Origin of the sequence: Sorangium sp. So ce448 (assembly GCF_051520915.1) — a bacterium.
Classification (GTDB): Bacteria; Myxococcota_A; Polyangia; order Polyangiales; family Polyangiaceae; genus Sorangium; species Sorangium cellulosum_B.
In genome coordinates this window covers 12985009-13010916 of record NZ_CP150343.1, presented here as the reverse complement: position 1 = coordinate 13010916, position 25908 = coordinate 12985009, and the positions used below count along the sequence as shown (strand labels likewise).

At 73.0% G+C, this 25908-nt stretch carries 25 protein-coding genes; 11 read left to right on the top strand and 14 right to left on the bottom strand.

Annotation, left to right across the window (positions count from 1 at the left end; translation table 11 throughout):
- Positions 1–25: 25 nt before the first annotated feature.
- Positions 26–631 carry a DUF1826 domain-containing protein gene (locus tag WMF45_RS48870; protein ID WP_437714044.1) on the bottom strand — a complete coding sequence of 202 codons (606 nt, stop codon included), beginning with the start codon at positions 629–631 and terminating at the stop codon, positions 26–28.
- Between the two features lie 402 nt (positions 632–1033).
- A complete protein-coding gene (locus tag WMF45_RS48865) occupies positions 1034–1477 on the bottom strand; it encodes a hypothetical protein (RefSeq protein ID WP_437714043.1) in 444 nt (147 codons plus the stop codon).
- 138 nt (positions 1478–1615) lie between these two features.
- Between WMF45_RS48865 and WMF45_RS48860 the strand changes: the two genes are divergently transcribed.
- Positions 1616–3760: a cytochrome C peroxidase gene (locus WMF45_RS48860; RefSeq protein ID WP_437714041.1), complete on the top strand. Its 2145-nt coding sequence runs from the start codon at positions 1616–1618 to the stop codon at positions 3758–3760.
- 88 nt (positions 3761–3848) lie between these two features.
- Here WMF45_RS48860 and WMF45_RS48855 read toward each other — a convergent pair whose 3' ends face one another.
- Together WMF45_RS48855 and WMF45_RS48850 are read right to left on the bottom strand one after the other, a co-directional pair.
- The gene (locus WMF45_RS48855) at positions 3849–4811 is read right to left on the bottom strand and encodes a hypothetical protein (protein ID WP_437714039.1); all 963 of its coding nucleotides are present in this window, start codon (positions 4809–4811) and stop codon (positions 3849–3851) included.
- 165 nt (positions 4812–4976) lie between these two features.
- Positions 4977–5717: an SDR family NAD(P)-dependent oxidoreductase gene (locus WMF45_RS48850; RefSeq protein WP_437719663.1), complete on the bottom strand. Its 741-nt coding sequence runs from the start codon at positions 5715–5717 to the stop codon at positions 4977–4979.
- Between the two features lie 109 nt (positions 5718–5826).
- On the opposite strand from WMF45_RS48850, the gene WMF45_RS48845 reads away from it, so the two are divergent.
- Complete coding sequence (locus tag WMF45_RS48845) at positions 5827–6444, top strand: TetR/AcrR family transcriptional regulator (protein ID WP_437714037.1); 618 nt, start codon at positions 5827–5829, stop codon at positions 6442–6444.
- A gap of 34 nt (positions 6445–6478) precedes the next feature.
- On the opposite strand, the gene WMF45_RS48840 is transcribed toward WMF45_RS48845, so the two are convergent.
- Positions 6479–7204, bottom strand: coding sequence for an SDR family oxidoreductase (locus WMF45_RS48840; protein WP_437714035.1), 726 nt, complete (start codon positions 7202–7204; stop codon positions 6479–6481).
- Between the two features lie 230 nt (positions 7205–7434).
- Here WMF45_RS48840 and WMF45_RS48835 point away from each other — a divergent pair, with 230 nt between their 5' ends.
- Positions 7435–8586 carry a methionine aminotransferase gene (locus WMF45_RS48835; protein WP_437714033.1) on the top strand — a complete coding sequence of 384 codons (1152 nt, stop codon included), beginning with the start codon at positions 7435–7437 and terminating at the stop codon, positions 8584–8586.
- 37 nt (positions 8587–8623) lie between these two features.
- Here WMF45_RS48835 and WMF45_RS48830 read toward each other — a convergent pair whose 3' ends face one another.
- The 5 genes from WMF45_RS48830 to WMF45_RS48810 all read right to left on the bottom strand — a co-directional run bounded on the left by WMF45_RS48830 (position 8624) and on the right by WMF45_RS48810 (position 12815).
- The gene (locus tag WMF45_RS48830) at positions 8624–8980 is read right to left on the bottom strand and encodes a response regulator (RefSeq protein WP_437714031.1); all 357 of its coding nucleotides are present in this window, start codon (positions 8978–8980) and stop codon (positions 8624–8626) included.
- 88 nt (positions 8981–9068) lie between these two features.
- Positions 9069–9803: a response regulator gene (locus WMF45_RS48825; RefSeq protein WP_437714029.1), complete on the bottom strand. Its 735-nt coding sequence runs from the start codon at positions 9801–9803 to the stop codon at positions 9069–9071.
- Positions 9804–9825: 22 nt separating this feature from the next.
- Positions 9826–11403: a sensor histidine kinase gene (locus tag WMF45_RS48820; RefSeq protein WP_437714028.1), complete on the bottom strand. Its 1578-nt coding sequence runs from the start codon at positions 11401–11403 to the stop codon at positions 9826–9828.
- Between the two features lie 25 nt (positions 11404–11428).
- On the bottom strand, positions 11429–12169 hold the full coding sequence (locus WMF45_RS48815) for a sensor histidine kinase (RefSeq protein WP_437714026.1): 741 nt from the start codon (positions 12167–12169) through the stop codon (positions 11429–11431).
- Between the two features lie 46 nt (positions 12170–12215).
- Positions 12216–12815 (bottom strand): response regulator transcription factor, encoded by a 600-nt coding sequence (locus WMF45_RS48810; RefSeq protein WP_437714024.1) that lies wholly within the window; start codon positions 12813–12815, stop codon positions 12216–12218.
- Positions 12816–13541: 726 nt separating this feature from the next.
- Between WMF45_RS48810 and WMF45_RS48805 the strand changes: the two genes are divergently transcribed.
- From WMF45_RS48805 to WMF45_RS48770, 8 genes are all read left to right on the top strand, one after another.
- Entirely contained in the window at positions 13542–14033 is a 492-nt protein-coding gene (locus tag WMF45_RS48805) for a GreA/GreB family elongation factor (protein ID WP_437714022.1), read from the top strand.
- A 170-nt stretch (positions 14034–14203) separates the two neighbouring features.
- On the top strand, positions 14204–15316 hold the full coding sequence (locus WMF45_RS48800) for a Spy/CpxP family protein refolding chaperone (protein ID WP_437714021.1): 1113 nt from the start codon (positions 14204–14206) through the stop codon (positions 15314–15316).
- Between the two features lie 29 nt (positions 15317–15345).
- A complete protein-coding gene (locus WMF45_RS48795; protein ID WP_437714019.1) occupies positions 15346–15912 on the top strand; it encodes an RNA polymerase sigma factor in 567 nt (188 codons plus the stop codon).
- Positions 15905–16300, top strand: coding sequence for a hypothetical protein (locus WMF45_RS48790; protein ID WP_437714017.1), 396 nt, complete (start codon positions 15905–15907; stop codon positions 16298–16300). Before WMF45_RS48795 ends, WMF45_RS48790 begins: the two co-directional genes overlap by 8 nt.
- Complete coding sequence (locus WMF45_RS48785) at positions 16297–16758, top strand: hypothetical protein (RefSeq protein WP_437714015.1); 462 nt, start codon at positions 16297–16299, stop codon at positions 16756–16758. The genes WMF45_RS48790 and WMF45_RS48785 overlap by 4 nt, the downstream gene beginning before the upstream one ends.
- Before the next feature lie 183 nt (positions 16759–16941).
- Positions 16942–17970, top strand: a complete 1029-nt coding sequence (locus WMF45_RS48780; RefSeq protein WP_437714013.1) for a DUF4349 domain-containing protein — start codon at positions 16942–16944, stop codon at positions 17968–17970.
- A 450-nt stretch (positions 17971–18420) separates the two neighbouring features.
- Complete coding sequence (locus tag WMF45_RS48775) at positions 18421–19272, top strand: hypothetical protein (RefSeq protein ID WP_437714011.1); 852 nt, start codon at positions 18421–18423, stop codon at positions 19270–19272.
- Positions 19273–19718: 446 nt separating this feature from the next.
- Positions 19719–21062, top strand: a complete 1344-nt coding sequence (locus WMF45_RS48770) for a PAS domain-containing protein (protein ID WP_437714009.1) — start codon at positions 19719–19721, stop codon at positions 21060–21062.
- A 1-nt stretch (position 21063) separates the two neighbouring features.
- On the opposite strand, the gene WMF45_RS48765 is transcribed toward WMF45_RS48770, so the two are convergent.
- From WMF45_RS48765 to WMF45_RS48750, 4 genes are all read right to left on the bottom strand, one after another.
- A complete protein-coding gene (locus WMF45_RS48765) occupies positions 21064–22068 on the bottom strand; it encodes a hypothetical protein (protein WP_437714008.1) in 1005 nt (334 codons plus the stop codon).
- 26 nt (positions 22069–22094) lie between these two features.
- Positions 22095–23228 carry a tetratricopeptide repeat protein gene (locus tag WMF45_RS48760; protein WP_437714006.1) on the bottom strand — a complete coding sequence of 378 codons (1134 nt, stop codon included), beginning with the start codon at positions 23226–23228 and terminating at the stop codon, positions 22095–22097.
- Positions 23229–23259: 31 nt separating this feature from the next.
- The gene (locus WMF45_RS48755; RefSeq protein WP_437714004.1) at positions 23260–24813 is read right to left on the bottom strand and encodes a serine/threonine-protein kinase; all 1554 of its coding nucleotides are present in this window, start codon (positions 24811–24813) and stop codon (positions 23260–23262) included.
- A gap of 246 nt (positions 24814–25059) precedes the next feature.
- Entirely contained in the window at positions 25060–25806 is a 747-nt protein-coding gene (locus WMF45_RS48750) for a cyclase family protein (protein WP_437714002.1), read from the bottom strand.
- Positions 25807–25908: the final 102 nt, after the last annotated feature.

Genomic DNA, 25908 nt, shown 5'->3' with positions numbered 1-25908 from the left:
CAGCTGACGGCGTAGCGCCGCAGAGTCAGGCCAGGGCGTCGAGCGTCACGACGACACGCGGCGACGTTCCGGGCGGCGACCGGTGCACCGCGCCGCGGTCCTGGTTGCCCGGCCACGCCTCTCCCTTGAGCAGCCCGACGTCGAACGGCTCCATCCGGCGGAGGCGCGCGCCGGCGCGCAGCACCCCCGAGACCTCGTCGGGGACACCGTTGGCGCGGTGTCCGAGCCGGTCGCGCCGGATGGCCGCGTGCTCTGCCCACTCCGTCCCAGGCCCGACGTAGGTGGTCACCAGGCGGACGGTCACCATGTCCGCGTGCAGACGAGGGCACATGGGCTTCGCGAGCCGCGCGAGCCGGAGGCCGACCCGCGGGCAGCCCGTGAGATCCGCGAAGAGCGATATCAGCCCGCGCACGTCCTCGAGGAAGGCTTCACGACCGGGCGAGGGGGGTGCTCCAGCAGCCAGCGCCGCGAGGTCGGGCGCGACCGGATCGACGCTCAGCGTCTCGGCGAGCGACCGAGGCAGCAGCCATTCGCGCACGAAGCCGTCCACGTCGGGGTCGACGCCCCGCCGCAGCACGCAGACGCTCACCTCGGGCGCCGCGAGCTCGGCCATGTCGACGAGCTCCGTCACGACGCGCGTCGAGCTGGCTGGCGCCGCGCGCGGCGATGCGAAATCCTCGTGTTCCTCAGCGGTCGTTGTCGTCATCACGTCTTGTCTGGCCTCCCGTGGTAGGCGCCGCGACATGAGCCACCATGCCGCGACGAAGCCTCGCGAACCATGATGCCATGGGGCACGGCGCTGATGCAACCAAGTTGCATCAACGGGCAGCTCGATCTAGTGATGTCGCTGCCAGCAGGTCCAGCGGATGTGCTGGCATAGGGTGGATGGATCGCTCGACGTGGGCTACCGCTGCGGAGACAACGACCTGAACGACTCGCCTCCTGACTGGGAACCCGTCATCTATCACGCGGATTGAGCCGGGGTCCGAGGGAGCCATTCAGGCGGCAGGCCTCCAGGTGGCAGCTACCCGCTCTATCGAACGCGCATCCTCGCAGCGCCCTCGCCGGCCTCCGGCCCATCCGGAGGCGGCAGCGCGACCGTCAGCGCCTCGATCCGGGGGAGCTCGCGCCGCAAACGCGCGCGCTGGAAATCAGCGTCGAACGGCCCCTCGAACCACAGCACCAGCACGTAAATCCCTCCGAACGACTCGGCGAGGTACGAGTCCTCGGGGGGAGCGGCGGGGCGAGCCACGCGGAGCCGGCCGCCCCGCCGCAAGGGTGGACCCGACCGACCGGCCATCTCCCGCTCGGCAAAGCGCGCGGCGAGCGGGAGCACCGTGGGCGCGACCGGCCAGGCACACCAGATGTTGTTCGATTCATCGATCACGGCCGCTGCGGCGGCGCCGGCGCGGGCAACCAGATCGCTCAAGGTGTCTCGCAGCGCCTTCCACTCGGGGATGTCGTCGCTGAGGGGCATGAATCCAGTGTAGACCCTTCGCGAGAGCAGGCAGGCTCATCCTCCGGCACGCCAGCCCGGCCAGGCCAGGCCATGCGAGCGACGACCCCGCGGCGACGCCCCTGTCACACTCTCGCCCGCTGGGCCGATGGTCCACGCATGAGAGCCGCCGCTCCGACCGCCCTCGCCCTCCTCGCCCTCGCCTGCACCCCCTCCCCGCGCGACCCGGCCCCGGCGCCGCCGCCCAGCCCACCTGCCGCGGCGGAGGCGCCGCCGCCGCCCCTCTGCGCCCGGCGTGCGGCGGGCCCCGCGCCGGCGCCCCTCGACGCGACCCACGCCGGCTCCGGCGTCGCCCTCGCGGAGCTCGGCGGGCGCACCCTCGCCTTCGTCGCCGACGAGGACGACGCCGCCCTCCACACCGTCGACGTCGACGCCCGCGCCGCGCTCGCGCGCACGCCGCTCGCGGGCCGGCCCGCCCAGGTGATCGTGCTGGGCGACGGCCGCGTCGTGGCCTCGCTGCGCGACCGCGCCCTGCTCGAGGTGCTGGAGCCGGTGGGCCCTGCCGCCCCGCTCGAGCGAAGGTGTCTGGTGCCCGTGGCGAGCGAGCCGGTGGGCCTCGCGATGACGCCGGACCGCGCCACGCTGCTCGTCGCGAGCCGCTGGGGCCACGCGCTCACCAGCCTCGCGACCACCGACCTCCGGCGCACCGGCGAGCTCCCGCTCGCCCGCGATCCCAGCGCGGTCGTCGCGTCGAACGACGGCCGGCGCGCGTTCGTCTCCCACGCGGTCGGCGGCCGGATCAGCGTCGTGACGCTCGGCGAAGGCGGCGCGCCGACCGGCGCGCGGGAGCTGTCGACCGACGGGGTGGAGCGGCGCGCCCCGAGATCGACGTCGAAGCTCGCCAAGCCTTTCCCCCGCAGCTCGAGCGGGCCATCGCGGAAAGTGTCCTTCGATCTGGAAGACGGGACGCCGTTCCAGATGCGCCGCCCGACGGTGAGCGTGGATCGCCGCGGCTCCCAGGGCTTCGCGCTGGCGCGCGCGGCGAGCGGCGCGGTCTTCGCGCCCGTCGCGCTCGTCGATCCGGGGCCCGCGACGGGTGGCGGCGGTTATGGCAGCGCGCTCGTCCACACCGTGATCGAGCACATCGCGGTCGTCGACGCGATGGGCGAACGCGCGGACGTCCCGCCGGTCTCGACCCACCTCGGGCTCCGCGGCTGCCGGCTACCGCGCGCTGCAGCGATCGAGCCCGGGGACGAGGTCCTGCTCGTCGCGTGCCTCGGCCGCGACGAGGTGATCGCCTACGACGCCCGCGCCCAGATCCCCGGCAAGCTGCCGCGGACCGGATCGGCGCGGGATCGCGAGCTCTTCCGCGCCCGCGTGGGCGCCGGGCCCACCGCCATCGCGGTCGACGGCGCGCGCCGGCGCGCCGTGGTCTTCTCCCGGTTCGACGGCGCGCTGACGATCCTTCCCGCCGCGCGCGACCCGGGGCCGACCGCGATCGGCGCCAACGGCAAGGAGCTCGCGGGCGAGCTGCCGGTCATCGCCCTGCCCCGCGCGTCGCGCCTCGACGAGCAGCGCGCGGAGGGCCAGCGGCTCTTCCACGCGGCCGGCGGCCGTCGCGTCGCGTTCGACGGCCGCGCCTGCGCCAGCTGCCACCCCGACGGCCGGGACGACGCGCTCACCTGGTCGACGCCGGAGGGCCCGCGCCAGACGCCGATGCTCATGGGGCGGCTCGACGGCACCGCGCCGTACGGCTGGGAGGGCGGCAAGAAGGACCTGGAGAGCCACTTCGCCCGCACCATGTCCCGGCTCGCGGGCACCGGCCTGAGCGCGAAGGAGCGCGACGCCATCTTCGCGTACCTCCGCGGCATGGAGCCGCCGGCCGAGGCGGCGGTCCTCACGGCCGAGGAGCGCGCCGCGCTCGTGGCGGCGCCGGCCGGCGCCGCAGAAGCGGCAGCCGCAGAGACGGCAGCCGCGGCGGCCGGCGCCCGTGAGGCGCTCGCCGCGCGCGGCGACGAGGTCTTCCACGCCCGCGAGGCGGGCTGCTCGAGCTGCCATGTCGGCGACGAGCTGACCACCGACGGCGCGCGGCACGACGTGCGGAGCGCTACGCGCTTCGAGACGGAGCGTTCCTTCGAGACGCCCTCGCTGCGCTTCGTCGGCCGGTCCGCGCCGTACTACCACGACGGCCGCTACCCGACGCTGCTCGCGCTGGTCGAGGGGGTGGACGGCTCCATGGGCCACACGGCCCACCTGTCGGCCGGGGATAGGCGCGCCTTGGTCGCTTACCTGGAGTCGCTCTGAGGGCGGCGCGGCCGGCCTGATACGCGTCGTCCAGAGCGGGGCGACGTTCGACGGCCACGCGCCCGATCTCCACGCCTCTCGCGGGAGCTCACGAGTGGCGAATCGGCTCCGCGAGCCAGCGAACCAGCGCCTCGCCTTCGAGATCGAGCAAGGCATCCGTGACCTCCCCCGGGCCGTTCGCGCGGGCTCGCTCGAGGATCGAACGCGCTTCGTCAGCCGTCGGCCGTCGCCCGATCCGCCGCGCGAAGAGGCGGCCCAGCAGCTCTGCGATCGCCTCCTGTGCTCGTTCTTCGCCACGAAGCTCGCCTCGCAGCTCGCCCCGCAGCTCGCCTCGTCGCTCGGCCTCGATGATCATCTCTCCGATGATCGGCGTGCGCCGGAGCAGCCCCTCTTCCTTGTCCTCCACCATATCGATGAGCTCCTTCCGCAGATTATGCCCCCAGGGATCGATGGCGGCCATCACCAGGAGCGCCGTGTACAGCTCGGCCCGCTCCGCCGCGGCCTTAGCCCCCGCGTGGATCTCCGCGACGACCTCCCGCAGCGCCGCCGCGGTCGCGTCCCGCGCCAGCGGGGCGAACACCAGCCAGAGCACGCTGCCGCGCGCCCGGAGCTCCGCGACCGTGCGCTGGTAGACGGCATCGATCCTGAAGTGCGTCCCGCTGAACGGCCGCCCCGGCCACGCCGTGCAGCGCCGGCCCGTTGCACGTAAGCGTCGCTTTCTGCCCGAGAGGACAACAACGACGCTCTCGATCGGCGGCACAGGCTCACCGGGGGCTTCGAGGCGGAGGGCGGCGAAGAGGAAGCCGAGGTATTCGAGGACGCGATCCGGTATGTCGTCACGGAGCGCGAAGCAGAACTCGACGTGCAGCACCCGCGGTTCGCCGTCGACCTGCAGGCGCAGCGCCTTGTCGAGGCGGCGCTCGATGTTCGTGACCTGGCTGTCCACCCAGCCGACGACCTCGGTGCGATGGCCCTCCGGGACGAAGGCGCGCGCCAGGTCCCCGGGGCGCCTGCGGGCGAGGTGGCGCAAGGTGATGTCCGCGTCTCCCATGCATGGCACCCACGGCAGATCGCGTGCCAGCGAAGAGAAGACCGAGATTACGGGATACCCGCGTGAGTCATTCACATCGGGGGGGTGGCGGCGCCATGGCGGGCTACGCTCGGGAGTCGAAGATGGCCGCGCGGCCGGCGCCCAGCGCGGGCCGCGCGGCCCCCCTCAGGCCGAGAACCCGCCGTCGATGGTGATCGTCGCTCCGGTGATGAAGCGCCCGCCTTCGCCGGCTAGATGAGCGACCGTGGCGGCGATGTCGTCGGTGTTGCCGTAGTGACCGAGCGCGAGCATGCTCCGCTGCCCATCCGCTCCGGCGCCGTTGGCCGGGTTCATGTCCGTGTCGATCGGGCCAGGCTGGATGAGGTTGGCGGTGATGCCGCGCGGCCCGAGATCGCGGGCGAGGCCCTTCGTGAGGCCGACCAGCGCGGTCTTGCTCATGGAGTACAGCGTGATTCCCGGCCCCGGCACCCGGTCGGCGAGGCAGCTGCCGATGCTGACGATGCGCCCGCCAGCGCCCATGTGCCGCGCCGCGGCCTGCGAGGCGAGGAAGACGCCCCGCACATGGATCCCCAGCGTCTTGTCCAGGTCCGCGAGCGTCACGGCCTCGAGCGGCGCCATGATGGCGACACCGGCGTTGTTGACGAGGATGTCCAGCCTGCCGAACTCGGCCACCGTCCGCTCGACCGCGGCCACGATCGCAACCGGATCCGCTGTGTCCGCCGCGATCGCCATCCCCCGCCGACCCGCCGCCTCGACGTCGGCGATCACCGAGCGCCCCTTGTCCGCCGCGCTCACGTACGTCAGCGCCACATCCGCCCCGCCCCGCGCCAGCCGCTTGACGATCGCCGCGCCAATACCACGGCTGCCCCCGGTCACCAGCGCCACCTTGCCTGCAAACTCCGCCATGTGGTCCTCTTTTCTGTACAGATCGACACAGAATATATACGTTGTCCCGTGACCGGTGGTCAATCGGTTTTTTTATCGATCGTCACAGAAACACAGAAAGGTCTCGCTGATGGTCGGACGAGGTCGCCCTCGCAGCTTCGATCGGGGCGCCGCCTTGCGGCGGGCGATGGAGGTGTTCTGGGAGCGGGGCTACGAGGGCACCTCGCTCAGCGATCTCACGGCCGCGATGGGCATCAACTCGCCGAGCCTCTACGCCGCGTTCGGCTGCAAGGAGGCGCTGTTTCGCGAGGCCGTGGCGCTCTACAGCGAGGTCGAGGGCGCGGCGACGAACCGGGCCATGAGCGACGAGCCGACGGCGCGCGGGGCGGTCGAGGCGATGCTGCGCGGCAACGTGGAGGGGTACGTGACGCCGGGCAAGCCGAGCGGCTGCATGATCGTGCTCGCCGCGACGCTCGGCACGCCGGAGAACGAGCGCGTGCGCGCCTACCTCGCCGGGTGCCGGCGGGCGGCGCTCGACGCGCTCCGGCGCCGGCTGGATCGCGGCGTCGCCGAGGGCGACCTGCCGACGGGCACTGACACGGCGGCGCTCGCCGCCTTCTACACCACCGTGCTCCAGGGCCTCTCCCTCCAGGCCCGCGACGGCGCCTCGCGCGAGGCGCTCCGGGCGATCGTCGATTGCGCGATGGCCGCATGGGAGACGCTGGCGAGGCCGCGCGCCGCGGTCTGAGCGCGCGCCGCGGCGCGCGAGGCGAGCCCGCGCTCTACGTGGCTTCGTTCATCGGCCGCATGACGATCTGCACGATGCGCGAACGGTCCCGCGGCAGCGCGGCGAGCACGACGGCCTCGGCCACGTCCTCCGGCGTGGAGAAGCCCTGCATGCGGTCCGAGCCGGCGGTGCGCCCGTCGCCGAGGGCGAAGTGCGTCTCGACGCCGCCCGGACAGACGGCGCTCACCTTGATGTTTTCCTGCCAGAACTCGCGATCGAGCGCCTGCGTCAGGCCCATCTGCGCGAACTTTGAGGCGCAGTAGATGGCCTCGCTCGGATAGCCCTGCAGGCCGGCGACGCTGGCGACGTTGATGATGTGGCCGCCGCCCTGGCGGCGCATGTGGGGGATCACCTCGCGGCAGAACAGCCATGTCCCCTTCACGTTCGTCGCCATGATGCGGTCGTAGTCGTCCTCCGACCACTCGAGGAAGGGCCGGTATCCGCCGATGCCCGCGTTGTTGACGAGGATGTCGACCCGCCCGAGCTCGCGGACCGCCCGCTCCACGCACGCGGCGACGGACGCGGCGCGGGTGACGTCGGCCTCGATCATCAGCCCGCGGCCGCCCGCCTCGCGGATCTCCCGCTCGAGCGCCGCCAGATCGGCCGCGTTGCGCGCCACGCCGACCACGACGGCCCCCTCCCGGCTCAGCGCGAGCGCGCTGGCCCTCCCGATTCCCCTGCTCGCCCCGGTGATGAGCGCGATCTTGTCCTTCAGACGCACGGTGTCCCCCTCTCTCTCCGCCGCGCGCAGAGGAACGGAGCGCCGCCCCCCGCGCCGGCGGAGGCACGCTATCACGGGCGCGGCTCGCCGGCGCGAAGCCGGTGCCCGGCCTCAGGCGGAGCGCCGGCCTCGAGCCAGGCTGGTTTCAGTGGCGGCGGTCACGGCCCTCGCGCTCCGCGGCGCGCCGCCGGGAAGCACGGCCGGGCTGAAGGGGTGATATAGGACCTGCCATGACCACGCCCGCGATCCCATCGAAGCTGCCGTCGACCGGGGTCAGCATCTTCACGGTGATGACGCGGCTCGCGAACGAGCACGGCGCCATCAACCTGTCGCAGGGCTTCCCGGATTTCGACTGCGCGCCGGAGCTGGTGGAGGCCGTCGCCCGCCACATGCGCGCCGGCCACAACCAGTATGCCCCCATGCCTGGCGCGCTGGCCCTGCGCGAGGCGCTCGCGATGAAGATCGAGCGGCTCTATGGCCGCCGCCACGATCCGGCGACCGAGATCACGATCACCTCGGGCGCCACCGAGGGCATCTTCAGCACGATCACGGCCTTCGTCCGCCCCGGGGACGAGGTCATCCTGTTCCAGCCCTGCTATGACTCGTACGCGCCGGCCGTGCTGCTGAACGGCGGAACGCCCGTGTTCGTCACGCTCCGCTTTCCGGACTACCGCGTCGACTGGGACGAGGTGCGGCGCGCGATCACCCCGCGCACGCGGCTCCTGCTCATCAACTCGCCGCACAACCCGACCGGAACGGTGCTTTCGGCCAACGACATGCGCGAGCTCGCGCGGGTGCTGGAAGGGACCGACGCCCTCGTCGTCGGCGACGAGGTGTATGAGCACATCCTCTTCGACGGCCGCCGGCACGAGAGCCTCGCGCGGTATCCGGAGCTCTCGGATCGCTCCGTCGTCATCAGCTCCTTCGGCAAGACGTACCACACGACCGGCTGGAAGGTGGGCTATTGCGCGGCGCCGCAGGCGCTCTCGGCCGAGATCCAGCGGGTGCACCAGTTCGTGACGTTCGCGGTGAACGGCGCCATCCAGCACGCGTATGCCGAGGTCGTGGCGCGCGATCCGCTCGCCGCCGATCTCGCCCCCTTCTACCAGGCCAAGCGCGACCGGTTCCTGAAGCTCATCGAGGGCTCGCGGCTGCGCCCCCTGCCGTGCGAGGGCACGTATTTCCAGCTCGTTGACTATTCCGAGATCACGACGGAGCGAGACGCCGATTTCGCGCTGCGCCTGATACGCGAGCACAGCGTCGCCGCGATCCCGATCTCCCCGTTCCTGTCCGGCGTGGAGCCCGGGCCCGTCCTGCGGTTCTGCTTCGCCAAGCGGGACGAGACGCTCGAGCGCGCGGCGGAGCGGCTGCGCCGGGTCTGAGGGCCGCCGCGGCGGGCCCGCGCGGCGCCTACGCGCGTCAGCCGAGCAGCTGCCGGATCCGATCGAGCAGATCCGGAAAGCCGATCCCCTTCGAGAGCACCGCGTCCGGCGGGGGCCCGTCGCCGAGGGCGTCGTCGCCGCTGCCGCTGATCAGCACCGCCTTCGCGCGCGGCAGGCGCGCCCGCAGCACCGCCACGAGATCGGTGCCGTGGCCATCGCCGAGGTTCTGATCGAGCAGCGCGAGGTCGTACCGCGCGCCCTCCGCCGCGATCTTCCGCCCGGCCTCGGCGAACGAGCCGGCCTCCTCCACCTGGAAGCCCTCGTCCTCCAGGAGCGTCGCGAGCACGAACCGGGACGACGCGTCGTCGTCGACGAGGAGCACGGTCACGCTCACGCCGCCCTCCTCCGCCCGCGCGACCGGCGCGGTCGCGGCCAGGCAGGGCGCAGCGCACGCCGCTGCCCGGCGCCATGTCCCGCGGCCCTCAGCACGTCCCCGGATCGCTCCGGGCGCGCGCGATCGTGTGCATCAGCTCGCGCACCTCGAACGGTTTGTGGAGGCAGGCGTACCCGCCCTGGCTCGTGAACGCATGGATCATCTCCGGCGTCGCGTGGCCGGTCATCGCGATCACCGTGATCCCGCGGCTCAGCCGCCGGATCTGCTCGTGGGTCCTCACGCCGTCCAGGGAGGGCATCCGGAGGTCGAGCACGCAGACGTCGACCGCCGCGTCCCGCGCGCGCTGGATGGCCGTGTGCCCGTCGTACGCGGCCTCCGCGCGCAGCCCGGCCGCCTTGAGCCCCGCCACGATCGACTCCGCGACCGCGGGGAGATCGTCCACCACGAGCACCCCGCGCGACGAGAGGGCCCGCGCGATGATCCGCATGAGGTGCTCCATCGAGAAGGGCTTGTAGATGACCGCGTAGACGCCCTCCCCGATGCCCTGCTCGATGAGCTGCTCGCGCGCGAAGCCCGTCATCAGCACCACCGTGAGCTCCGGCTGGAGCCGCTTGATCTCCCGGAACGTCGCGACGCCGTCGAGGCCGGGCATCCTCACGTCGCTCAGCACGAGCGCGAAGCGCCGTCGCCTCACGAGCTCGAGCGCGTGCGCCCCGTCCCGCGCCTCGACGACCTCGTACCCCTCGAGCTCGAGGTTCGCGGCGAGCGTGGCGCGCATCCCCTCCTCGTCGTCCACCACGAGCACCGGTCCGGTCCCTTGCATCGAAGGACGTCTCCCTCCGCTGTCACGCGAGTTGAACGGAGTGTACCTCCGGCGCCGCGGCGCGCGGTAACCGGATGGTGAACGTCGTCCCCGCGCCGGGCGCGCTCTCCACCGCGATCGTGCCGCCGTGCAGACGGACGATACCGGCCGTGATGGCCAGCCCGAGGCCCGTCCCCTTCAGCTTCGTGCTGAAGAGCGGCTCGAAGATCTTCGCGAGGTGCTCCTCCTCGATCCCCTCCCCGTTGTCGGCCACAACGAGGCTCACGGCCTGGTCACACACACGTCCAACCACGCGCACCCACCCCTCGCGTTCGGCCGGGATCGCCTCGGCCGCGTTCTGGATCAGGTTCACGAGCACCTGCCGGAACTGGTCCTTGTCGAGGCTCGGCACCGGCAGCGCCGCCGGCACGAGGTTCTCCAGGCGCACGTGCGCGGGCGGCGTGACGACCGACATGGCGTCGTCCACCAGGGGCGCGAGCGGGCAGGCGGTGCGGCGGAGCCTGCGCTCACGCGCGAAGTCCAGGAGATCGCCGATGATCCGGTTGCACGAGAGCAGCTCCTTCTCCATCAGGCCGAGGACCTGGGCGACGCGCGGCTCCGCGCCGACCTCGGTCCCGGCGAGGCGCTTCTTGAGGTAGTGCGTCGCGTTCCGGATGGCGCCGAGCGGGTTGCGGAGCTCGTGCCCGACGCTCGCCGCGAGCTGCCCTATCGCCGCGAGCCGCTCGACGCGCACGCTCGACGCCTGGGCCTCGCGCAGGCTCTCGGCCATGTGGCGGAGCGCCGCGCCCATGCGCCCGAACTCGTGCTTCCCCAGGTCGGGCAGCGGGTACTCGAGGTCGCCTCCGGCGATGCGCCGCGAGCACTCCGCGAGCGCGCCGAACCCGCGCGCCATCGAGCGCAGGAGCCCGCCGAGGAGGACGACGAGGAGCACGAGCGCCGCCGTCATCAGGGCGATGCTCGCGATCCTGATCCTGGCGCCCGCGCGGCCCGCCTCCTCCGCGTTCCGCGCGACGTCGCGCCGCGCGTCGGCGATGGCCGCGTCGATCTGGGGCACGAACCCCTCCTCGTACTCGGCCTCGGGGCGCTCCACGAACCTCCGGTAGGCCGCCAGATCCCCGGCGCTCGCCATGCGGTACACGTGGTCGACGCCCCCGGCGATCGCCGCGAAGCTCGCGCGCATCCGGCGCAGGCGCTCGTCGCCCTCCTGCGCCTCGCGCAGCGCCTCGGAGGCGCGCTCGCCCTCGATCAGCGCCCGCTCGAGCGGCGCCCACGCCCGCTCGAGCGGCGCCCGCGCCCGCTCGATCGGCTCCCGCGCCCGCTCGATCGCCTCCGCCGCGGACAGGTCCCGCGCGACGAGCCCGGCCAGGTGGTGGAGCTCCTCGGTGTCGCCGCCGCCGAGCGAGATCTCCGCGGCTTCCCGCATGTAGCGGCCGGCGTGGTTGGCGAGCGTGACGTGGCGGGTGAGATCCTCGTACGACAGCTCGGCGCGCCGCTGGAGCCGCGTCATGCTGGCGGACGTGACATAGAGCGCGCCGGTCGCGAGCAGCACGACGGCCGCGGCGACAGCGAAGATCAGCGAGAGGAGGGCCCGGATGCTCATCGCGGCGCCTCGGCCGCGCGCGCCGTCACGGCCGCCCTTCGACGAGCGCGCCCGCGCCGGGCGGCTCGGGCGCCAGAGCGAGGGGCAGCTCGATGCAGGCCAGCGTGCCCGAGGGCGCGCCGCGGCCGAGGGTGAGCGCCCCGAAATAGCGGCGCGCCACGCGCCCGGCGATGTTGAGCCCGAGGCCGAGGCGGCCCGGCTTGGTTGTGTAGAACGGGCGCGTGATCGCCTCCCGCTCCTCCTCGGGCACGCCCGTCCCCGTGTCGCCGACCTCGATGCGGTAGCGCGCGCCCGCCACGCTCCCGCGCAGCGTGACCACCCCGCCCCCGGGCATCGACTCCGCCGCGTTCTCGACGAGGCACCGGACCGCCAGGGCGAGCTCGGCCGGATCGAGCTCGACGACGCCCTCCGCCGCGTCGACGTCGACGCGGATCCCCGGCCCGGCGATGCGCGCGCAGGCCGCCGCCGTGAGGACGCACTCTCGGGCGCTCGCGCTCACCGGCCGCCGCCTGAGGCTCGGGTTCGCGTCGACGGCGCCGTCGACCAGCGCGCTCGCCGCGATCGCCTCCTCGTCGATGACGTCGAGGAACTGCTCCACGCGCGGATCGTCCCGAAAGGCCTGCTCCCGGCCGACCTTGCGCCGGATGAAGAACGCCGCATTGCGGATCGTCCCGAAGCAATTGCGCAGGTCGTGGCGCAGCGTGGCCACGATCTCCTCGGCCGTCGCGGTCTGCTCCACCGCGCCGAGCGGATCTCGGCTCGTCATCGTGGGGGATGGCCTCCTCGGGTGCCGCGTTCACCGCGGCGGGTGATCACTTGAGGGTCCGGGCCGGGAGCCCGGCGTCTCCGACCCGCACCGTGTCCAGGTAGCTCGACGCCGCGCGGGAGGACGGGGGCGGGTACGAGCTCACCCGCTCGCGCTGCGAGGACGCCGGCGCGTCCTGGGCCTCCCGCGGCCTGAGCGACGGCGCGGCCCTCCTCGTCTTCGAGGCGGGCGCGGCGGCCTCGCGCGCCGAGGAGGCGTCCGCGGACCGCCGCGCGTGGGCGAGGCGCGCGAGCTCCAGGACGATCCGGGTGACCCGGGCGGGCTCGAACGGCTTGAGGATGACGTAGTGGCGGCCCGCCTCGCCGGAGCGGATGTACTCCTCGTCGCCGGTGATCAGCAGGCAGCTCGTGTAGAACGGCAGGCCGGCGACCCGCTTGAGGAGCTCGTCTCCGTTCATCCCGGGCATCTTGTAATCCGAGCAGACCACGTGGAACTGGCCTGTCTGCAGCAGCTCGAGCGCCCGGTGGGCGGACGTGCAGGTCTCGACATCGACGTCGTCGTCGAGGATGGCCGCGATGCTGTCCAGCATCCTCCGCTCGTCGTCGACGACGAGCACGCGCAGCCGCTCCTGGGCATACAGGCTCACGATTCTCCTCTTGTGTGCTCGTGCAGTGATCTGGACGCAGCCCGGGCGAGCGGCGGCAGGACGCCTCGCGTCATGTCGCGCGCGCTCGGCCGGCGCGCTCCAGGCTGTGCGGTGGCGCCGCACGACACCCGTGCTCTCGTGTCGATACGTTCCAGCCTGGAGCAGCGGCGCAGCAGATTAGGAATCTACACCACTCACCCTACCCCGGCAAAGAGATTCCTGAACGATTCCTGAGCGGTTCTCCTGCTCGCCGTCGCAGGGCGTCATCGCGCTTCATCGCGGGTGTTCGCGCCTCTTCGCGCGTCTTCGCGTCTTCTTGCTTCCAAGTCACCGTCTTGAAACATTCGATTCACACGAAGGATAAGCGCGTCGGCAGTCCGCCGCGCGAGACCGCATGGATTGCACATCTGCAAGGAGCGGGGAGATCTCGACGCGAAAAGGCGGCATGATCTGCGACTCCGTGCGAGGGGCATCCATTACAGAGTTGCAATCAGCGCAGGTGTGCGCTCGGCGCCGCTCACCGGCGGGCGGGCGCGCGGCGCGCGGCCTTTCCGGAGGAGCCGGGCCGCCTCCCGTCTCCTCGTCATCTGCATCTGCACCGGCGGAGACGGACGCGCGCCGGGCGGCGCCGAGGACGGCCGGCCCCTCGGCTGTCCTCAGCGCCGCGCGGCGCCTGACGACCGTGGAGTGACCGCCGCGATCCCGTCTGGTAAGATGTGCGTGTCCATGCCACCGGCCATCGACAAGCGCACGTTGCTCGCCGCCCTGAAGGACCAGCTCGCCCGTGAGCTCGAGCGCTCCACCGAGCGGGCGCGCGACGCCGCGAGCGCCGTGACCCACGAGGAGAACCGCGCCGAGGGCGACAAGGACATGCGCGCCACCGAGGCGTCCTACGTGGCGCGAGGTCACAGCGAGCGCGTCCTCCAGATCGAGCAGGCGCTCGCCAGGCTGGGCGCCGTCACGGTGCGCGACTTCGGCCCTGGCGCGGGCATCGAGAGCTCGGCGCTCGTGGAGCTGGAGAGCGGGAAGCGGCGCGCGCTCTACTTCCTCCTGCCGGCCGCCGGCGGCGAGCGCATCCAGTTCCAGGGGGTCGAGCTGCAGACCCTCGCCACGACGAGCCCCCTCGGCGCGTCCCTGCTGGGCCTGTCGGAGGGCGACGAGGCCGAGGTCGCCACACCACAGGGGATGCGCACCCACCTGATCGCCAGCGTGCGGTAACACCGGGCCCGATCCAGCCCGGGTTGGCCTCTCCCGGCTGCCTGGGGAGCTTGCCGGACGACCAGGCCTCCAGAAAAAGTAGCTCGCCCTCGTAGGGCCCCCCTCCCCGCCCGCGTCACAGGGATGAACGACCCGCTCGGCACGACGCGGGCGACGCAGGAGAAGAGTCCATGACGCAGTCTCGTTGGTGGAGGCTTGGTGGGATATTGCCGCTCGTCGGCGCGCTCGTCGGCGCGGCCGGTTGCACGGCGGAGACGGGGCAGGGCAACACGTCCCCGAGCGACGAGGCCGCCGAGGCGGCGCTCGCCAAGGGCCCGCCCGGGGCGGGCGGTCCCCGGGAGGGCTTCGGTGGCCATCGCGGCGGCCCGCGCGGCCCCGAGCACCTCCTGCGCGCGGCGCTCCACGAGCTCGACCTCTCCGACGCGCAGGAAGCGACGATCGAGGGCGCCCTCGAGGGGCTGCGCGACGGCGCGAAGGAGCGCCCGAAGGACGGGGCCGCCTTCGCGGCGCTCGCCGAGGGCGTGCGCGCCGGCAAGATCGATCGGGCGGCGATCGAGGCGAAGCTCCCCGACGCCGGCCGCGCGGCCGAGGAGCGCCGCGCCCGCGTCGCCGGGGCGCTGAGCACCCTGCACGCCACGCTCACGAAGGAGCAGCGCCGGCAGCTCGTCGACGTGATCGCCGCGAAGATGGACGAGCGAGGAGAGCGCGGCCCGCGCGGCGGCGAGCACGGCGGCGAGCACCACCGCGGACCGCGCGGCGAGCGCGGCGGCATGGGCGGCCCCGGCATGCGCGGCGGTCCGCTGGGCCACCTCCTCGCCGGCCTCGACCTGCGCGACGAGCAGCGCGCGCAGATCGACAAGGCCCTCGAGGCCGCGCGCCCGGGCGACGCCGACCGGGTCGGGCGGAAGGAAGATCACGCGGCGAGGCGCGCCGAGATGCGCGCGCGGCTCGAGACGTTCGCCGCGGATCGCTTCGACGCGAACGCGTTCCTGCCGCAGCCGCCGGCGGGCGAGAAGATGGGCCCGCGGGCGCACATGGACCGGATGCTCGGCGCGCTGGCCGCGATCGTCCCGATCCTCGACGAGGCGCAGCGCAATGCGCTCGCCGAGCGCATCGAGAAGGGGCCGGCCGCGGGCAGGCCCGAGCGCGGCGAGCGCGGCCCCGGCCCTGGCAGGCACGGCGGCGAGCACGGCCCCGGGCCCGGCATGCGCGGCCCCGGGCCCGGCGGGCCCGGCGGTGAGCACGGCCCCGGGCCCGGCATGCGTGGCCCCGGGCGCCGCTGAGCGCCCGTCCCTGTAGCGCGCGCGGTGCCATGGGCGCAGAATCGCGGGGGAACGTGATCGTCGACCTCAGGCTCGTCGCAGCGCGCGTCGCCAGGGGCGATGATGCGGCCTTCCGGCAGATCGTCGAGCACACGCGCGCGCCGATGTACCGCCTGGCCGCGCGCCTGGTCGGCGACCTCGCCGAGGCCGAGGACGCCCTGCAGGAGGCGTTCGTCGACGCCTACCGCGCCCTGCGCGAGGGGCGCTACGACGGGAGATCGAAGGTGGAGACCTGGCTGTACCGCATCGTGACGAACGCCTGCCTCGACGCCCTCCGGCGCCGCCGCGACACCCCGCGCGAGGCGTCGACCGAGCCGCGCTTCGACGGCCTCGTCTCCGCCGAGGCGCGCGTCGCGCTGCGCGAGCTCGACGCGCTGCTCGCCGCGCTCCCGCCCCAGGATCGCGCCGCGCTCGTCCTCGTCGCCGTCGAGGGCCTGCCCGCGAAGGAGGCCGCGGCGGCGCTCGGCTGCTCCGAGGGCGCCGTCGAGCAACGCCTGGTGCGCGCCCGCGCCGCGCTCCGCGCCCGGCAGATCGAGGAGGAGGCGCCGCATGTCTGACCGAGACGACGACCGGACCGGACCCGATCGGGACCTCGCGCGCCTCGCGGCCGCGACCGCTCGCATCGACGCCGACGACCGCTTCACGGCGGCCGTGCTGCGCGCCGCAGCGGCCAGCGATCCGCTCGCGCGCCTCGCGGCCGCGACCGACGGCCTCGAGCCGGACGCCGGCTTCACCGAGGCCATGGTCCGCGCCGCGACGGCCGCTCCTCGCCTGCCCCTGCCCGCGCGGCCCGCGATCGCCGACGGCATCGTCCGCTCGGGTCGCCCTGCCCTCGTCGTGACCGCCCTCACGGCGGCCGCGAGCATCCTCTTCTTCCTGCAGACGCAGCGCGACGTCGACAGCGCGATCATGGCCTCCGTGGAGGCCCTCGAGGCGACCGAATGACAGAGCGCCCCGCGTCCCCGCCCGCCCTCGCCCGCTGGAAGCCGCTGGCCGTGCTCGCCGCTGTCTTCCTCTTCGGCGGCGTCGCCGGCGCGGCCATCGGCCGCGTCACCGCGCTGCGCGACCTCGAGGCCACCTTCCGGGGCCCTCCGACCGAGGCGCGCGCCCAGTTCCGACTCAAGGCGATGCGCCGCCACCTCGACCTCACCGACCGCCAGGTGCGCGAGCTCAAGGCGACGCTCGCCGAGGCCGAGGCCGAGCGGGACAGGCTCCTCTCCGAGTGCCGCCCCGCGCTCGACGCCCTCCGCGATCGCACCGACGCGCGCGTGAAGGGCGTGCTCACGCCCGAGCAGCTCACCCGCTACGAGGAGCTCGAGGCCGAGCGGCGGCGGCGCCCGGGCCCGCCGCCGTTCGGGCCGGGGCCTGGCCGCGGGCGCGGGCCGGGCGGTCGGGGCGACTGAGCGCCTGTCCGGTCAGCGCAGGCGAGGGCGCGCGGCCCCGCTACACGAGCTCCTCTTCTTGCAGCGCGCAGTTGATCCCGAACGCCGCGGCGGCTCCCTCCGCGGCGGCCACGATGGCGAGCAGCACCTCCTTCGAGGCGGGCGCCGGTCGCGGGCGTTCGCTCGAACCGCTATGGTCACCGCATGCGCTCCTGCATGAGGCTGCCTGCCGTGCTGCTCCTGGCGGTGACGCTGACGAGCGCCTGCGCCAGAGGGGACCATTCCGGATCGGCCCCGCCGGCGCAGATCGCGGCGCTGGATCAGCGAGAGCAAGGGCAGCGAGCGCAGGGACCATCCCCCGCGGCGCCGCTCGCCGGGCGGGCGATGCGGATCACCGTCGAGACCGCGATCCTCGTCGACGCCTTCGATCCGGCGATGCAGCGGCTGCGGACCGCGGTCGAGGAGCACGGCGGCTACGTGAGCGAGGCCCGGGTGCACGGCGGCCCGCACCGGAGCGCGTCGCTCGAGGCGCGGGTCCCCTCGGCGAAGGTCGGCGCGTTCCGCGCCGCGGTGGCGTCGGTCGGCGAGGTGGTCGACGACGCGGAGAAGGCCGAGGACGTGACCGAGCAGCGCGCGGACATCGGCGCGCGGCTGCGGAACGCCCGCGCCCAGGAGAAGCGGCTGCTCGACCTGCTCTCCGACAGGACGGGGAGCCTCGCGGACGTCGTCGCCGTCGAGAAGCAGCTCGGGAGCGTGCGTGAGACGATCGAGCAGATCGAGGCCCAGGAGCGGTTGCTGGAGGGGCAGATCGCCTATGCGACCGTGAAGATGTCGATCACGGCGCGCGGCGAGGAGCAGACCTTGGGCGCCGGCGGCAAGATCGCCCGCGCGGCCAGCGAGGGAATCGAGAACGCGGGGGTCGTCGCCGTGAAAACCGCGGTCCTCGCCGCCTCGATCGGCCCCACGTTGCTGCTCCTGGCGGCGTTCTTCGCGGCGCTCTACTACGCCCTTCGCGCGATCCTCCGGCGGCAGCGGCGCACGACAGCCAGCTTCCGTCCACCCTTCCAGGCGGGCCCGATGCACGCTTATCCGAGCGGCGCGGCGCCGGTGCAGGGTGCGCAGCCTTACCCGATCGCCGCGCAGCCGGCGCAGGGCGCGCAGCCTTCCCCGGAACCGACCTCGCCGCTTCCGGCGCAGGGCCCGCGCGGCGACGGCGAGATCGACCCCGGGTAAGCCGGTTCGCAGACCCGAGCAGCTCGACCACCGCCCGCTCGGCCCCCGCGCACGAGACCCCCTGACTGCGCCTGCCGGGGCGCTCGGCGGCGCGCTCGTCAGCGGCGTGCCTCGCGCCATCGCGCCCGGCCCCGCGCACGCTCCTGTCGCCACACCGCACATCGCAACGACACACAGGCCGCTCGCTGCCCTTCTGTCGCGCCTTCATGCAATGTGAGATTTCGATCATCCACCGCTCCTTACTACTGGGTCTCAGACGGCGCGAGACGATCGCGACACGCGAACTCGCGCTCACCCGGCACGCCGTGGACAGAGCACCCCTGACTCCAACGACTTCAGATTTCTACACAAATCGCCAGTTGAGTACTGGACATGATGGCTAGTCATCGGTACACCCCATGTGACCTTCGACGAGGGCACGAAGGGACGAACCCGGGGGGGGGAACGACGATGTACCGGATCAGCATCGCTGGTTTCATGGCGATTTTGCTCGCGTCTTTGGTCGGCTGCGTCGCAGTTCAGGAAGAAGAGGAGGACTCCTTAGGAGTTGCCCTTAGCGCGCTCGAGTTCGTCAACGCCCTCAACCCCAACGCCCTCAACCCCAATGCCCTCAACCCCAACGCCCTCAACCCCAACGCCCTCAACCCCAACGCCCTCAACCCCAACGCATTGAGCCCGGCGGCCCTGAGCGCGATCCAGGATCCGGGCGCGGCCGGCGATCTCTCGCGCCAGCTCCTCAGCTATGTGGTCGGCTGTGCGTTCCTCCCCTCGCAGTCGTTCAGCTTCTCGTGGACCGACGGCTCGGGCACGGTGCACAACGAGCAGTACTGGGGGATCATCGGCCTCGTACCGGACTGGAGCACCAAGCCGCTCGGCCACAACGATCAGCAGTGGATCTCGGCGTGCCTCGCGTCACGGACGAACTGGTACGGCGTCTCCGTGACGATCTCCTCGCGGGGCACCCCCTCCGCTATCGACAAGACCGGTACCCTCGAGCTCACGACCTACCCGCATCTGGAAGGCGCCTTCTGGGGCAATCTGTTTGCCCCCTCTCCTTACCTGAACGCGTGCTACGACGAGGCCAATCGCAGCCATTCACGGTCGCTCTTGCGGGACTGCGCCGCCGGTCACCTCACCAGCGGCGGGGCCGTCCAGCAGTGCGGGATGCTCAGCATCCGCGGGTCGTGCGCCGCCTACTGCCAGCAGCTCAACACGAACGGCATGTACTACCCGAGCTGCGTCAACAACCTCACCGGCATCCCGGAGTCGACCACCCGGGTGATCACCGTCTTTCTTCCCTAGCCACCGGCGGCGAGCCCGAGCCGCGGAACCTGCCCCTGGTCGACAGGACATTCTCAGGAAACAGGAGCCACGCAAACACGAAGCGGCGTCCGTCCGGATCGAACGTGTCTTTCACCGCGTCGATAGCGCCTCCGAGATGCTCCCATGTACGAGGCGGCGAGCACGAAGGGCAGGTCCCGGCCTTTGGTGCGCGGGGCTGCGATGAGGGCGAGTCGGTCGTGCCTGGGAGTACCGCTGTCGACGCGAAAGCCCGAGAGAACGAGCCAGCCCCGGCCGATTCGGTACTTCACGGGGCCGGCCTGATGGTGCACCATTTCCGCGCAGAAGAACTCCGGGACGGCCGCGGGCGGAGAGCGGCGCGCAGGGCTCAGGGGGCTGAACGCGCTCTCCTCGGCGGCGAGCGGCCGCGCGTGAGGTCGCAGATCAGGCAGGGCTCAGGGGGAACGATGGAGATCGATCGGCAGAGCGACGAGCGAATCAAGGCAGAGAACGCGCGGCTCCGGGCTCGCGTGGAGGAGCTGGAGCGAAGGCTCGGCTCGGGCGCGGCGCCGCGCGACGCGCAGCGCGAGCTCGCGGACAGCGTGCCTTATCGCGCGCTCTTCGATGCGGTGACCGTACCGCTGGTGGTCCACCGCGCCGACGGGCTCCTCGTCGCGATCAACCGGGCCGACTGCGCGCGATGGCGCATCAGGCCCGAGCAGATCATCGGCAAGTACAACGCGCTGGAGGATCCGCAGGCGGTGAAGACGGGCCACGCCGAGGCCTTCCGCCGGGCGCTCGCCGGGGAGGTGGTCACGCTGCCCCCGGTCCCCTACGACACCGAGCCGGGCGAGCTTTACAAGGATCGGCGCCGGCTCTGGACCGAGCCGAGCTACGTTGCGTTCGAGGACGCGAGCGGGAACCGCTTCGTGGCGGTGGTGAGCATCGACGTCACCGCGCGCGTGGAGTCCGAGGCGCAGAGGCGCCGGGGCGCCGCGCTGCTGGAGGCCTTCATCCAGAACGCGCCGATGCTCATGTTCGCGCGGGACAGCGAGGGCCGCCACACGCTGCTGAACCCGCCGGTCGAGGCGCTCCTCGGAAAGCCCCGCGAGGAGCTGATGGGGAAGACCCAGCACGACCTGTTCCCCGCGGAGATCGCCGACCGGTTCGCGACGCAGGACCGGGCGGCGATGGCGTCGTCCGAGCCCATCACCTCCGAGGACGAGATGGAGCTGGCCGACGGGACGCACGTGTACATGAGCACAAGGTTCGCGCTCCGCGACGAGGAGGGCAGGGTCGCCGGATGCGGGGCGATCGCGGTGGACATCACCGAGCGGGTGCGGGCCGAGGCGAGGACCCGGCAGCTGCAGGAGAAGATGCTGCTCGTGCAGCAGGAGACGATACGGGCGATATCAACGCCGCTGTTGCCCATCGCGGACGGGGTGCTGGTGGCGCCCTTGGTCGGCGAGCTGACCCGCGAGCGGGGCGCGCAGTTCACCGAGACGCTGCTGGACGGGATCTCCCGCCAGCGCGCCCGGATCACCCTCCTCGACGTGACAGGGGTTCCGCAGGCGGGGCCGGAGGTGGCGGACGCGCTGATCCGGGCGGCGCGGAGCGCGCGGATGCTCGGGGCCGAGGTGGTGCTCACCGGGATCCGGCCGAGCGTGGCGCAGGCGCTCGTGCAGCTGGGGGCCGATCTGGGGGGGATCGTGACGCGGGGGACGCTGGAGCGCGGGGTGACCTATGCGCTCTCCGGCCGCGAGGGCGCGCGGGCGCCGGCGCGACCCCGGAGCGGGCGCGGCGCGCAGTAGCTCACATCCCGGGGCCATCGTCGCTCTTCGCCAGCGTCGCGGCGTTGGCCTCCACCTGCTCGCGGGTGAGCGGCTTGCCGTACAGCGCGGCATACTGGATCGAGCCGCGAAGAGAGCGCCCGGCCTTCCGCGAGTTTCCGAGCACGAGATACCAGGTCGGCTCCGCCCACGTGAAGACGAAGTCGGCGGGCGGCCGATCCGGGATCGCGTTCGTTCGCGCGCCGCCGTTCACGTAGAGATCGACGACGCCCTCGGCGGCGTTCAGCACGAGGTGCAGGACGCACGGCCGCTCCAGCTCCTCGAGGGGAATGAACCACTGCCCCACGAACAGCGTCTGGGAGCCGGCGTAGATGTGGAACAGCAGCTCTCGGTTGCCCATCCCGTCGGGGTCGCCGGCGCTCAGCGAGTACTTCCCGAACTCTCCGGTATCGGTCCCGAGGTACAGGATGCGAGCCGGCACGCCCTCGACCGCCGCGTCCGTCACGCTCACAACGGTCTCGAGCGTGAGCGCCGCCTTCGAGACGAGGAGCTTGCTCGGGGGCGTGGCGGTCGAAGAAAACACGGCCTCCACGCGCGCGTTGCCGCCGAGGTTGTTCCAGCGGATGCCCCTGCGCCCCGCCTCGCCTTCCAGGTTGAGCCTCTCTCCGTCCGACACCACGTCGAGCGAGAGCCCCGGCGCTGGTCCCGAGTCGACGAGCTTGCCATCCGTGCCGTACGCGTCGAGGAAGTACCGCGCGAGCAAGCCATCATCGATGAGGCAAGTCGAGATATGGCTCCCCGGCCCATCGCAGCCCTCCGGGGGCGCCCCGCCGCAGCCGCCACCTCCTTCACAAGGCTCCACGGTGCCGGCGCTGCCGCTCGTTCCGCTCGTTCCGCCTGCGCCGCCCGTGCCGGGCACGACATCCTCGTAGCTGTAAAAGACGCAGCTACCCCCGGTGAGCGCGACCAGCGGGACGATCGTCGAGAGCGCCCGGCCCATCCACGTCCAAGATACGATGCGCACCATCGGGAAGATCCCTCTCTTCGGAAACCTCACCAGCGCTTGCTGAGCCCGAGCCCGCCCGGCATGGGGATCACCGACAGGCCGGTCGCCGTCGCGTCCCGCGCGTCGGGCTGTCCTGTCAGGAGGACGTACGCCGCCGTGCCGAGCCCCGCCGCGCCGGCGGCCACGAAGCTCCAGACCGCCGCGTTCGCGAGGTCTGCCTTGGCGTGCCCCAGGTCGTTGTACTCGCCCAGGTCGAGCCCGGGGCAGCGCGCAGGGTCGGTGCAGGCCGGCTCCAGGAGGCGCTGCTGCGCGCTCGCCTTCCCGTTCGAGAGGAGCACGAACGCGACGCCGAGCCCCGTCCCCGCGGCGGTCGCGGCGAGCCCCGTGAACACGACCGCTGTGCTGCGCGGGCCCGGGCGTCCATCCGCCCCGTCACCGCCCTCCTGGGCGCTGCCGTCGGCCGCCACCTGCCCAGGGCTGAGCGGCCCGCCGCCCTCCTGAGCGCCGCCGTCCGCCGCACCCTGCCCGGGGCCCAGCGGCAGCGGCTCGCCGCCCGCGCCGCGCCCGGCCCTGTCGCTCTCGATCCGCACCTTACCGGCCGCGAGATCGACCTCGACCCTGGCCCTCATCCCCTCCTTGAGGACGATCTCCTTCGTCAGCCCGCGTCGTCCAGGCGCCCCCACGGCGAGCGTGTGGCTGCCCGGATCGCGCGCGACGGGCGTCGACGTCGGCACGTCCAGCCCGCCGAGCGCCACCTGCGCGCCCCCCGAGCCCGCGCCCGTCACGATGATCTCCACGGTCGGGATGCGCGACGAGACGGCCTCGAGCTCCGTCCTCGCCTCGGCCTGCGCCTGCCGGAACGCCTCCGAGGCGTCGGCCGGGAGCTGTTCGTCGACGATGACCTGGTAGACCGAGCGCGCCTCGGTCAGGCGGCCGAGCTTGTGGCAGGAGCGCGCGACCATGATCAGGAAGGTCGGCGCATGCACCGTGGCCTCCGCTCGGCGGAAGGCCTGGAGCGCGTCCCGGTACCGGCGTGCTCGGTAGGCCGTCCACCCCTGGTTGGCGTACGTGACGGCCGCCTGTCGCGCCTTCGCCGACGGGGGCGGCGCCTGCGCGGACGCCTCCGCGCCGGCGAGCGTGACAAGGAGGAACGTACCCATCACCGCCGCTCGGAAGCGCATTCTTGCTCTCTGGGGACGCGGAGCCACCCGGCTAGAGCCCCCAGTCCGGCCTGCTCCCGCCGGACTTCTTGCGAGGAGCCGGCGCCGCCTTGCGCGGCGCCGCGGTCGACGTGGTCCGGGCGGTGGCCGGAGACGCGGGGCGCGCGGGCGCGGCGCTTCGCGCCGCCGCCGCCGAGGGGACGGCGGATGCCTGTGCCGGCGCCTGGGAGGCCGCGCCCGGGTCGAGCGGCAGCGGGGCCGGCACCACCGCGGGGGTCGCCGCGGCGCGCGCCTCGGGAGCGCTCGCGATGGCGGGGACCGCGGCGGGCCCGGCCGGCGCGCCGCTCGACGGCGCGCCGAGCGCGGGCGCCACGGCGGCCGCCGACGCCTGGATCGCGGTCGTGTCGCCGCCGGTCGATGCACCCTTGAGCGTGGCGATGAACAGGCCGCCCCCCACGGCGACGATCGTCGCCCCGATGGCGACGCGCCCCGCGACCCGCGCGATGGCGCCGCGCGCCGCGTGCGGCGCCGACAGGTTGATCGCGCCGGTCAAGGTGCCCGGCAGCGAGTGCGGGTTCGGCGTCGAGGCGCGGACATCGTTCGGGTCCGAGCGCCGCTGGAGGGGCATCGTCGTCAGCTGCGCCACCGGCGGCGTGCCGGGGTCGGCGAGCCCGGACACGCCGCCGGAGACCAGCGACGACCACCCGGCGCCCAGCGAGGTGTCCCCCACGAGCGAGAAGAACGGCGGCGCGCCCGCGACGCGCGCGAGCTCGTTCACCATGTCGCGCACGTTCTGGAACCGCTTGTCCCGATCGCGCGCCAGCGCCCGCTCGAAGAACGCGTCGATGCCGCTCGGCAGATCGGGGGCGAGCGCGCGCGCCGACGGCACCGTGCCGAGGAGCACCTTCGTGACCACGCGCCCGATCGCGTCGCCCGGGAACGGCAGCTGCCCCGTGAGCATCTTGAACAGGATGACCCCGAGCGACCAGAGATCGCTGCGCGCGTCGACGTCCCGCTCGCCATAGAACTGCTCCGGGCTCATGTAGTTGGGCGAGCCCATCACCTCGCCCGTGGCCGAGATATCGGCCGCGAGCACCGCCGAGACGTCCTTCGCGATCCCGAAGTCGAGCAGCTTCACGATCTCGCCGTCCTCGCCGTCGATGCGCGCCAGGAAGAAGTTGGCGGGCTTGAGGTCGCGGTGCACGAACCCCGCTTCATGCACGCTGCGGAGCGCCTTCCCGGCCTGGACGATGATGTGCAGCGTCTCCGGGAGCGAGAGGCGGCCGCACCGCTGGAGGCGCTTGCTGAGATCCTCGCCTTGCAGGAGCTCCATGACGAGGTAGGGCACCTCGTCGTCCTCCTCGAAGCCGAAATCGTGGACCTGCACGATATGAGGGCTCTTGAGCTGCGCGGCGGCGCGCGCCTCCCGCTCGAAGCGCGCCCGGAGCACCGGCAGCCGCGAAAACGAGTCGCGCATGAACTTGATCGCGACCAGCGTGCCGAGCTGTACGTGCTGCGCCACCCAGATCGAGCCCATCCCGCCGTGCGATAGCTCTCGCTCCAGGCGGAACTTGCCGGCCAGAAGGACGTCTTTCTCGAACTTCATACGCCCGGTCACCTCCCGAGGGGGGAGTCGAGAGGATACCGAATCCCGGGCAGGACGCGAAGCTCCGTGTGGTCGTTCCGGCGCGGGGGGCAGCACCTCGTACGACCGTCGCGGGAGGCGGTATGCAAACAGGCGACACGGCGCCGGAGCAGGGCGACGGGGCCAGGACGGCGCGCGCTGCGCCCCGCGCTGCGATGCGCAACGCCACGGCCGCCGCCCGATCCTGCCCGGGGGATGCGCGCCGCGTTAGCTCGCCGGGCCGCCGGAGGCCGGCACCAGCGCCAGCACCCGGGCCGGCGCGCCGCTGCCGCGCGCGAGCGGGAGCGGCGCGACCACCACGACCGCCCCGGCCTCGGGCAGCTGCTCCAGGTTGGCGAGGTTCTCGATGTGGTAGCCGCCGGCGCCAAGGAAGACCCTGTGCTGCTCGAATGTCTCGCTCTGCCCCGGGTCGGTCGACAGCGTATCGATACCGATGCAGCGCACGCCGCGCTCGCGCAGGTAGCGGCTCGCCTCCACGGACACCCCGGGAAAGTGCATGACGCCCTGGGGGTCCTGGTTCAGGTACCTCGCCGGATCGGACCAGCGAGCCCCCCAGCCCGTCCGGATCAGCACGATATGCCTCGCGCCGAGCGCTCCGTGCCGCGCCTCCCATCCCCGGAGATCATCGACGGTGACCCGGTGGTCCGGGCTGGCCGCCACGGCCGCCGTCACGTCCACGACCGCCGCCGCCCCGACGAGCTGCTCCGGCGCGATCTGCTCGACGGTCGCCGCCCCGGCCGTGAAGTGCGCCGGCGCGTCCACGTGGGTGCCCGCGTGCTCGTCCATCGAGAACCGATTGGAGCAATACGCGTCCTTCTCGAGGGTGCCGAGCGCCTCCGACGCATAGGGCTCGTCGCCGGGGAACAGCGGCATCTCCGGAGTGATCGGGTGCGTCAGATCGATCACCCGCGCCGTGGCGAGGTCGATCACGAGAGCTCCGCGCGCCTCCTGCATGGCGCACAGCTCACCACGAGCCCGCTGCCCGCACAAGGCACGCCGACGGGCGCTCGCGCCGCGCCGCGAGCGGCGGGCCCGCCCGACGCGACGGCCGAGCGG

Coding starts and splice junctions, on each gene's coding strand:
- WMF45_RS48865 (WP_437714043.1), bottom strand. CDS start 1,477: ATGCCCCTCAGCGACGACATCCCCGAGTGGAAGGCGCTGCGAGACACC.
- WMF45_RS48860 (WP_437714041.1), top strand. CDS start 1,616: ATGAGAGCCGCCGCTCCGACCGCCCTCGCCCTCCTCGCCCTCGCCTGC.
- WMF45_RS48855 (WP_437714039.1), bottom strand. CDS start 4,811: ATGGGAGACGCGGACATCACCTTGCGCCACCTCGCCCGCAGGCGCCCC.
- WMF45_RS48850 (WP_437719663.1), bottom strand. CDS start 5,717: ATGGCGGAGTTTGCAGGCAAGGTGGCGCTGGTGACCGGGGGCAGCCGT.
- WMF45_RS48845 (WP_437714037.1), top strand. CDS start 5,827: ATGGTCGGACGAGGTCGCCCTCGCAGCTTCGATCGGGGCGCCGCCTTG.
- WMF45_RS48835 (WP_437714033.1), top strand. CDS start 7,435: ATGACCACGCCCGCGATCCCATCGAAGCTGCCGTCGACCGGGGTCAGC.
- WMF45_RS48825 (WP_437714029.1), bottom strand. CDS start 9,803: ATGCAAGGGACCGGACCGGTGCTCGTGGTGGACGACGAGGAGGGGATG.
- WMF45_RS48820 (WP_437714028.1), bottom strand. CDS start 11,403: ATGAGCATCCGGGCCCTCCTCTCGCTGATCTTCGCTGTCGCCGCGGCC.
- WMF45_RS48815 (WP_437714026.1), bottom strand. CDS start 12,169: ATGACGAGCCGAGATCCGCTCGGCGCGGTGGAGCAGACCGCGACGGCC.
- WMF45_RS48805 (WP_437714022.1), top strand. CDS start 13,542: ATGCCACCGGCCATCGACAAGCGCACGTTGCTCGCCGCCCTGAAGGAC.
- WMF45_RS48800 (WP_437714021.1), top strand. CDS start 14,204: ATGACGCAGTCTCGTTGGTGGAGGCTTGGTGGGATATTGCCGCTCGTC.
- WMF45_RS48795 (WP_437714019.1), top strand. CDS start 15,346: ATGGGCGCAGAATCGCGGGGGAACGTGATCGTCGACCTCAGGCTCGTC.
- WMF45_RS48790 (WP_437714017.1), top strand. CDS start 15,905: ATGTCTGACCGAGACGACGACCGGACCGGACCCGATCGGGACCTCGCG.
- WMF45_RS48785 (WP_437714015.1), top strand. CDS start 16,297: ATGACAGAGCGCCCCGCGTCCCCGCCCGCCCTCGCCCGCTGGAAGCCG.
- WMF45_RS48780 (WP_437714013.1), top strand. CDS start 16,942: ATGCGCTCCTGCATGAGGCTGCCTGCCGTGCTGCTCCTGGCGGTGACG.
- WMF45_RS48775 (WP_437714011.1), top strand. CDS start 18,421: ATGTACCGGATCAGCATCGCTGGTTTCATGGCGATTTTGCTCGCGTCT.
- WMF45_RS48770 (WP_437714009.1), top strand. CDS start 19,719: ATGGAGATCGATCGGCAGAGCGACGAGCGAATCAAGGCAGAGAACGCG.
- WMF45_RS48765 (WP_437714008.1), bottom strand. CDS start 22,068: ATGGTGCGCATCGTATCTTGGACGTGGATGGGCCGGGCGCTCTCGACG.
- WMF45_RS48760 (WP_437714006.1), bottom strand. CDS start 23,228: ATGCGCTTCCGAGCGGCGGTGATGGGTACGTTCCTCCTTGTCACGCTC.
- WMF45_RS48755 (WP_437714004.1), bottom strand. CDS start 24,813: ATGAAGTTCGAGAAAGACGTCCTTCTGGCCGGCAAGTTCCGCCTGGAG.
- WMF45_RS48750 (WP_437714002.1), bottom strand. CDS start 25,806: ATGCAGGAGGCGCGCGGAGCTCTCGTGATCGACCTCGCCACGGCGCGG.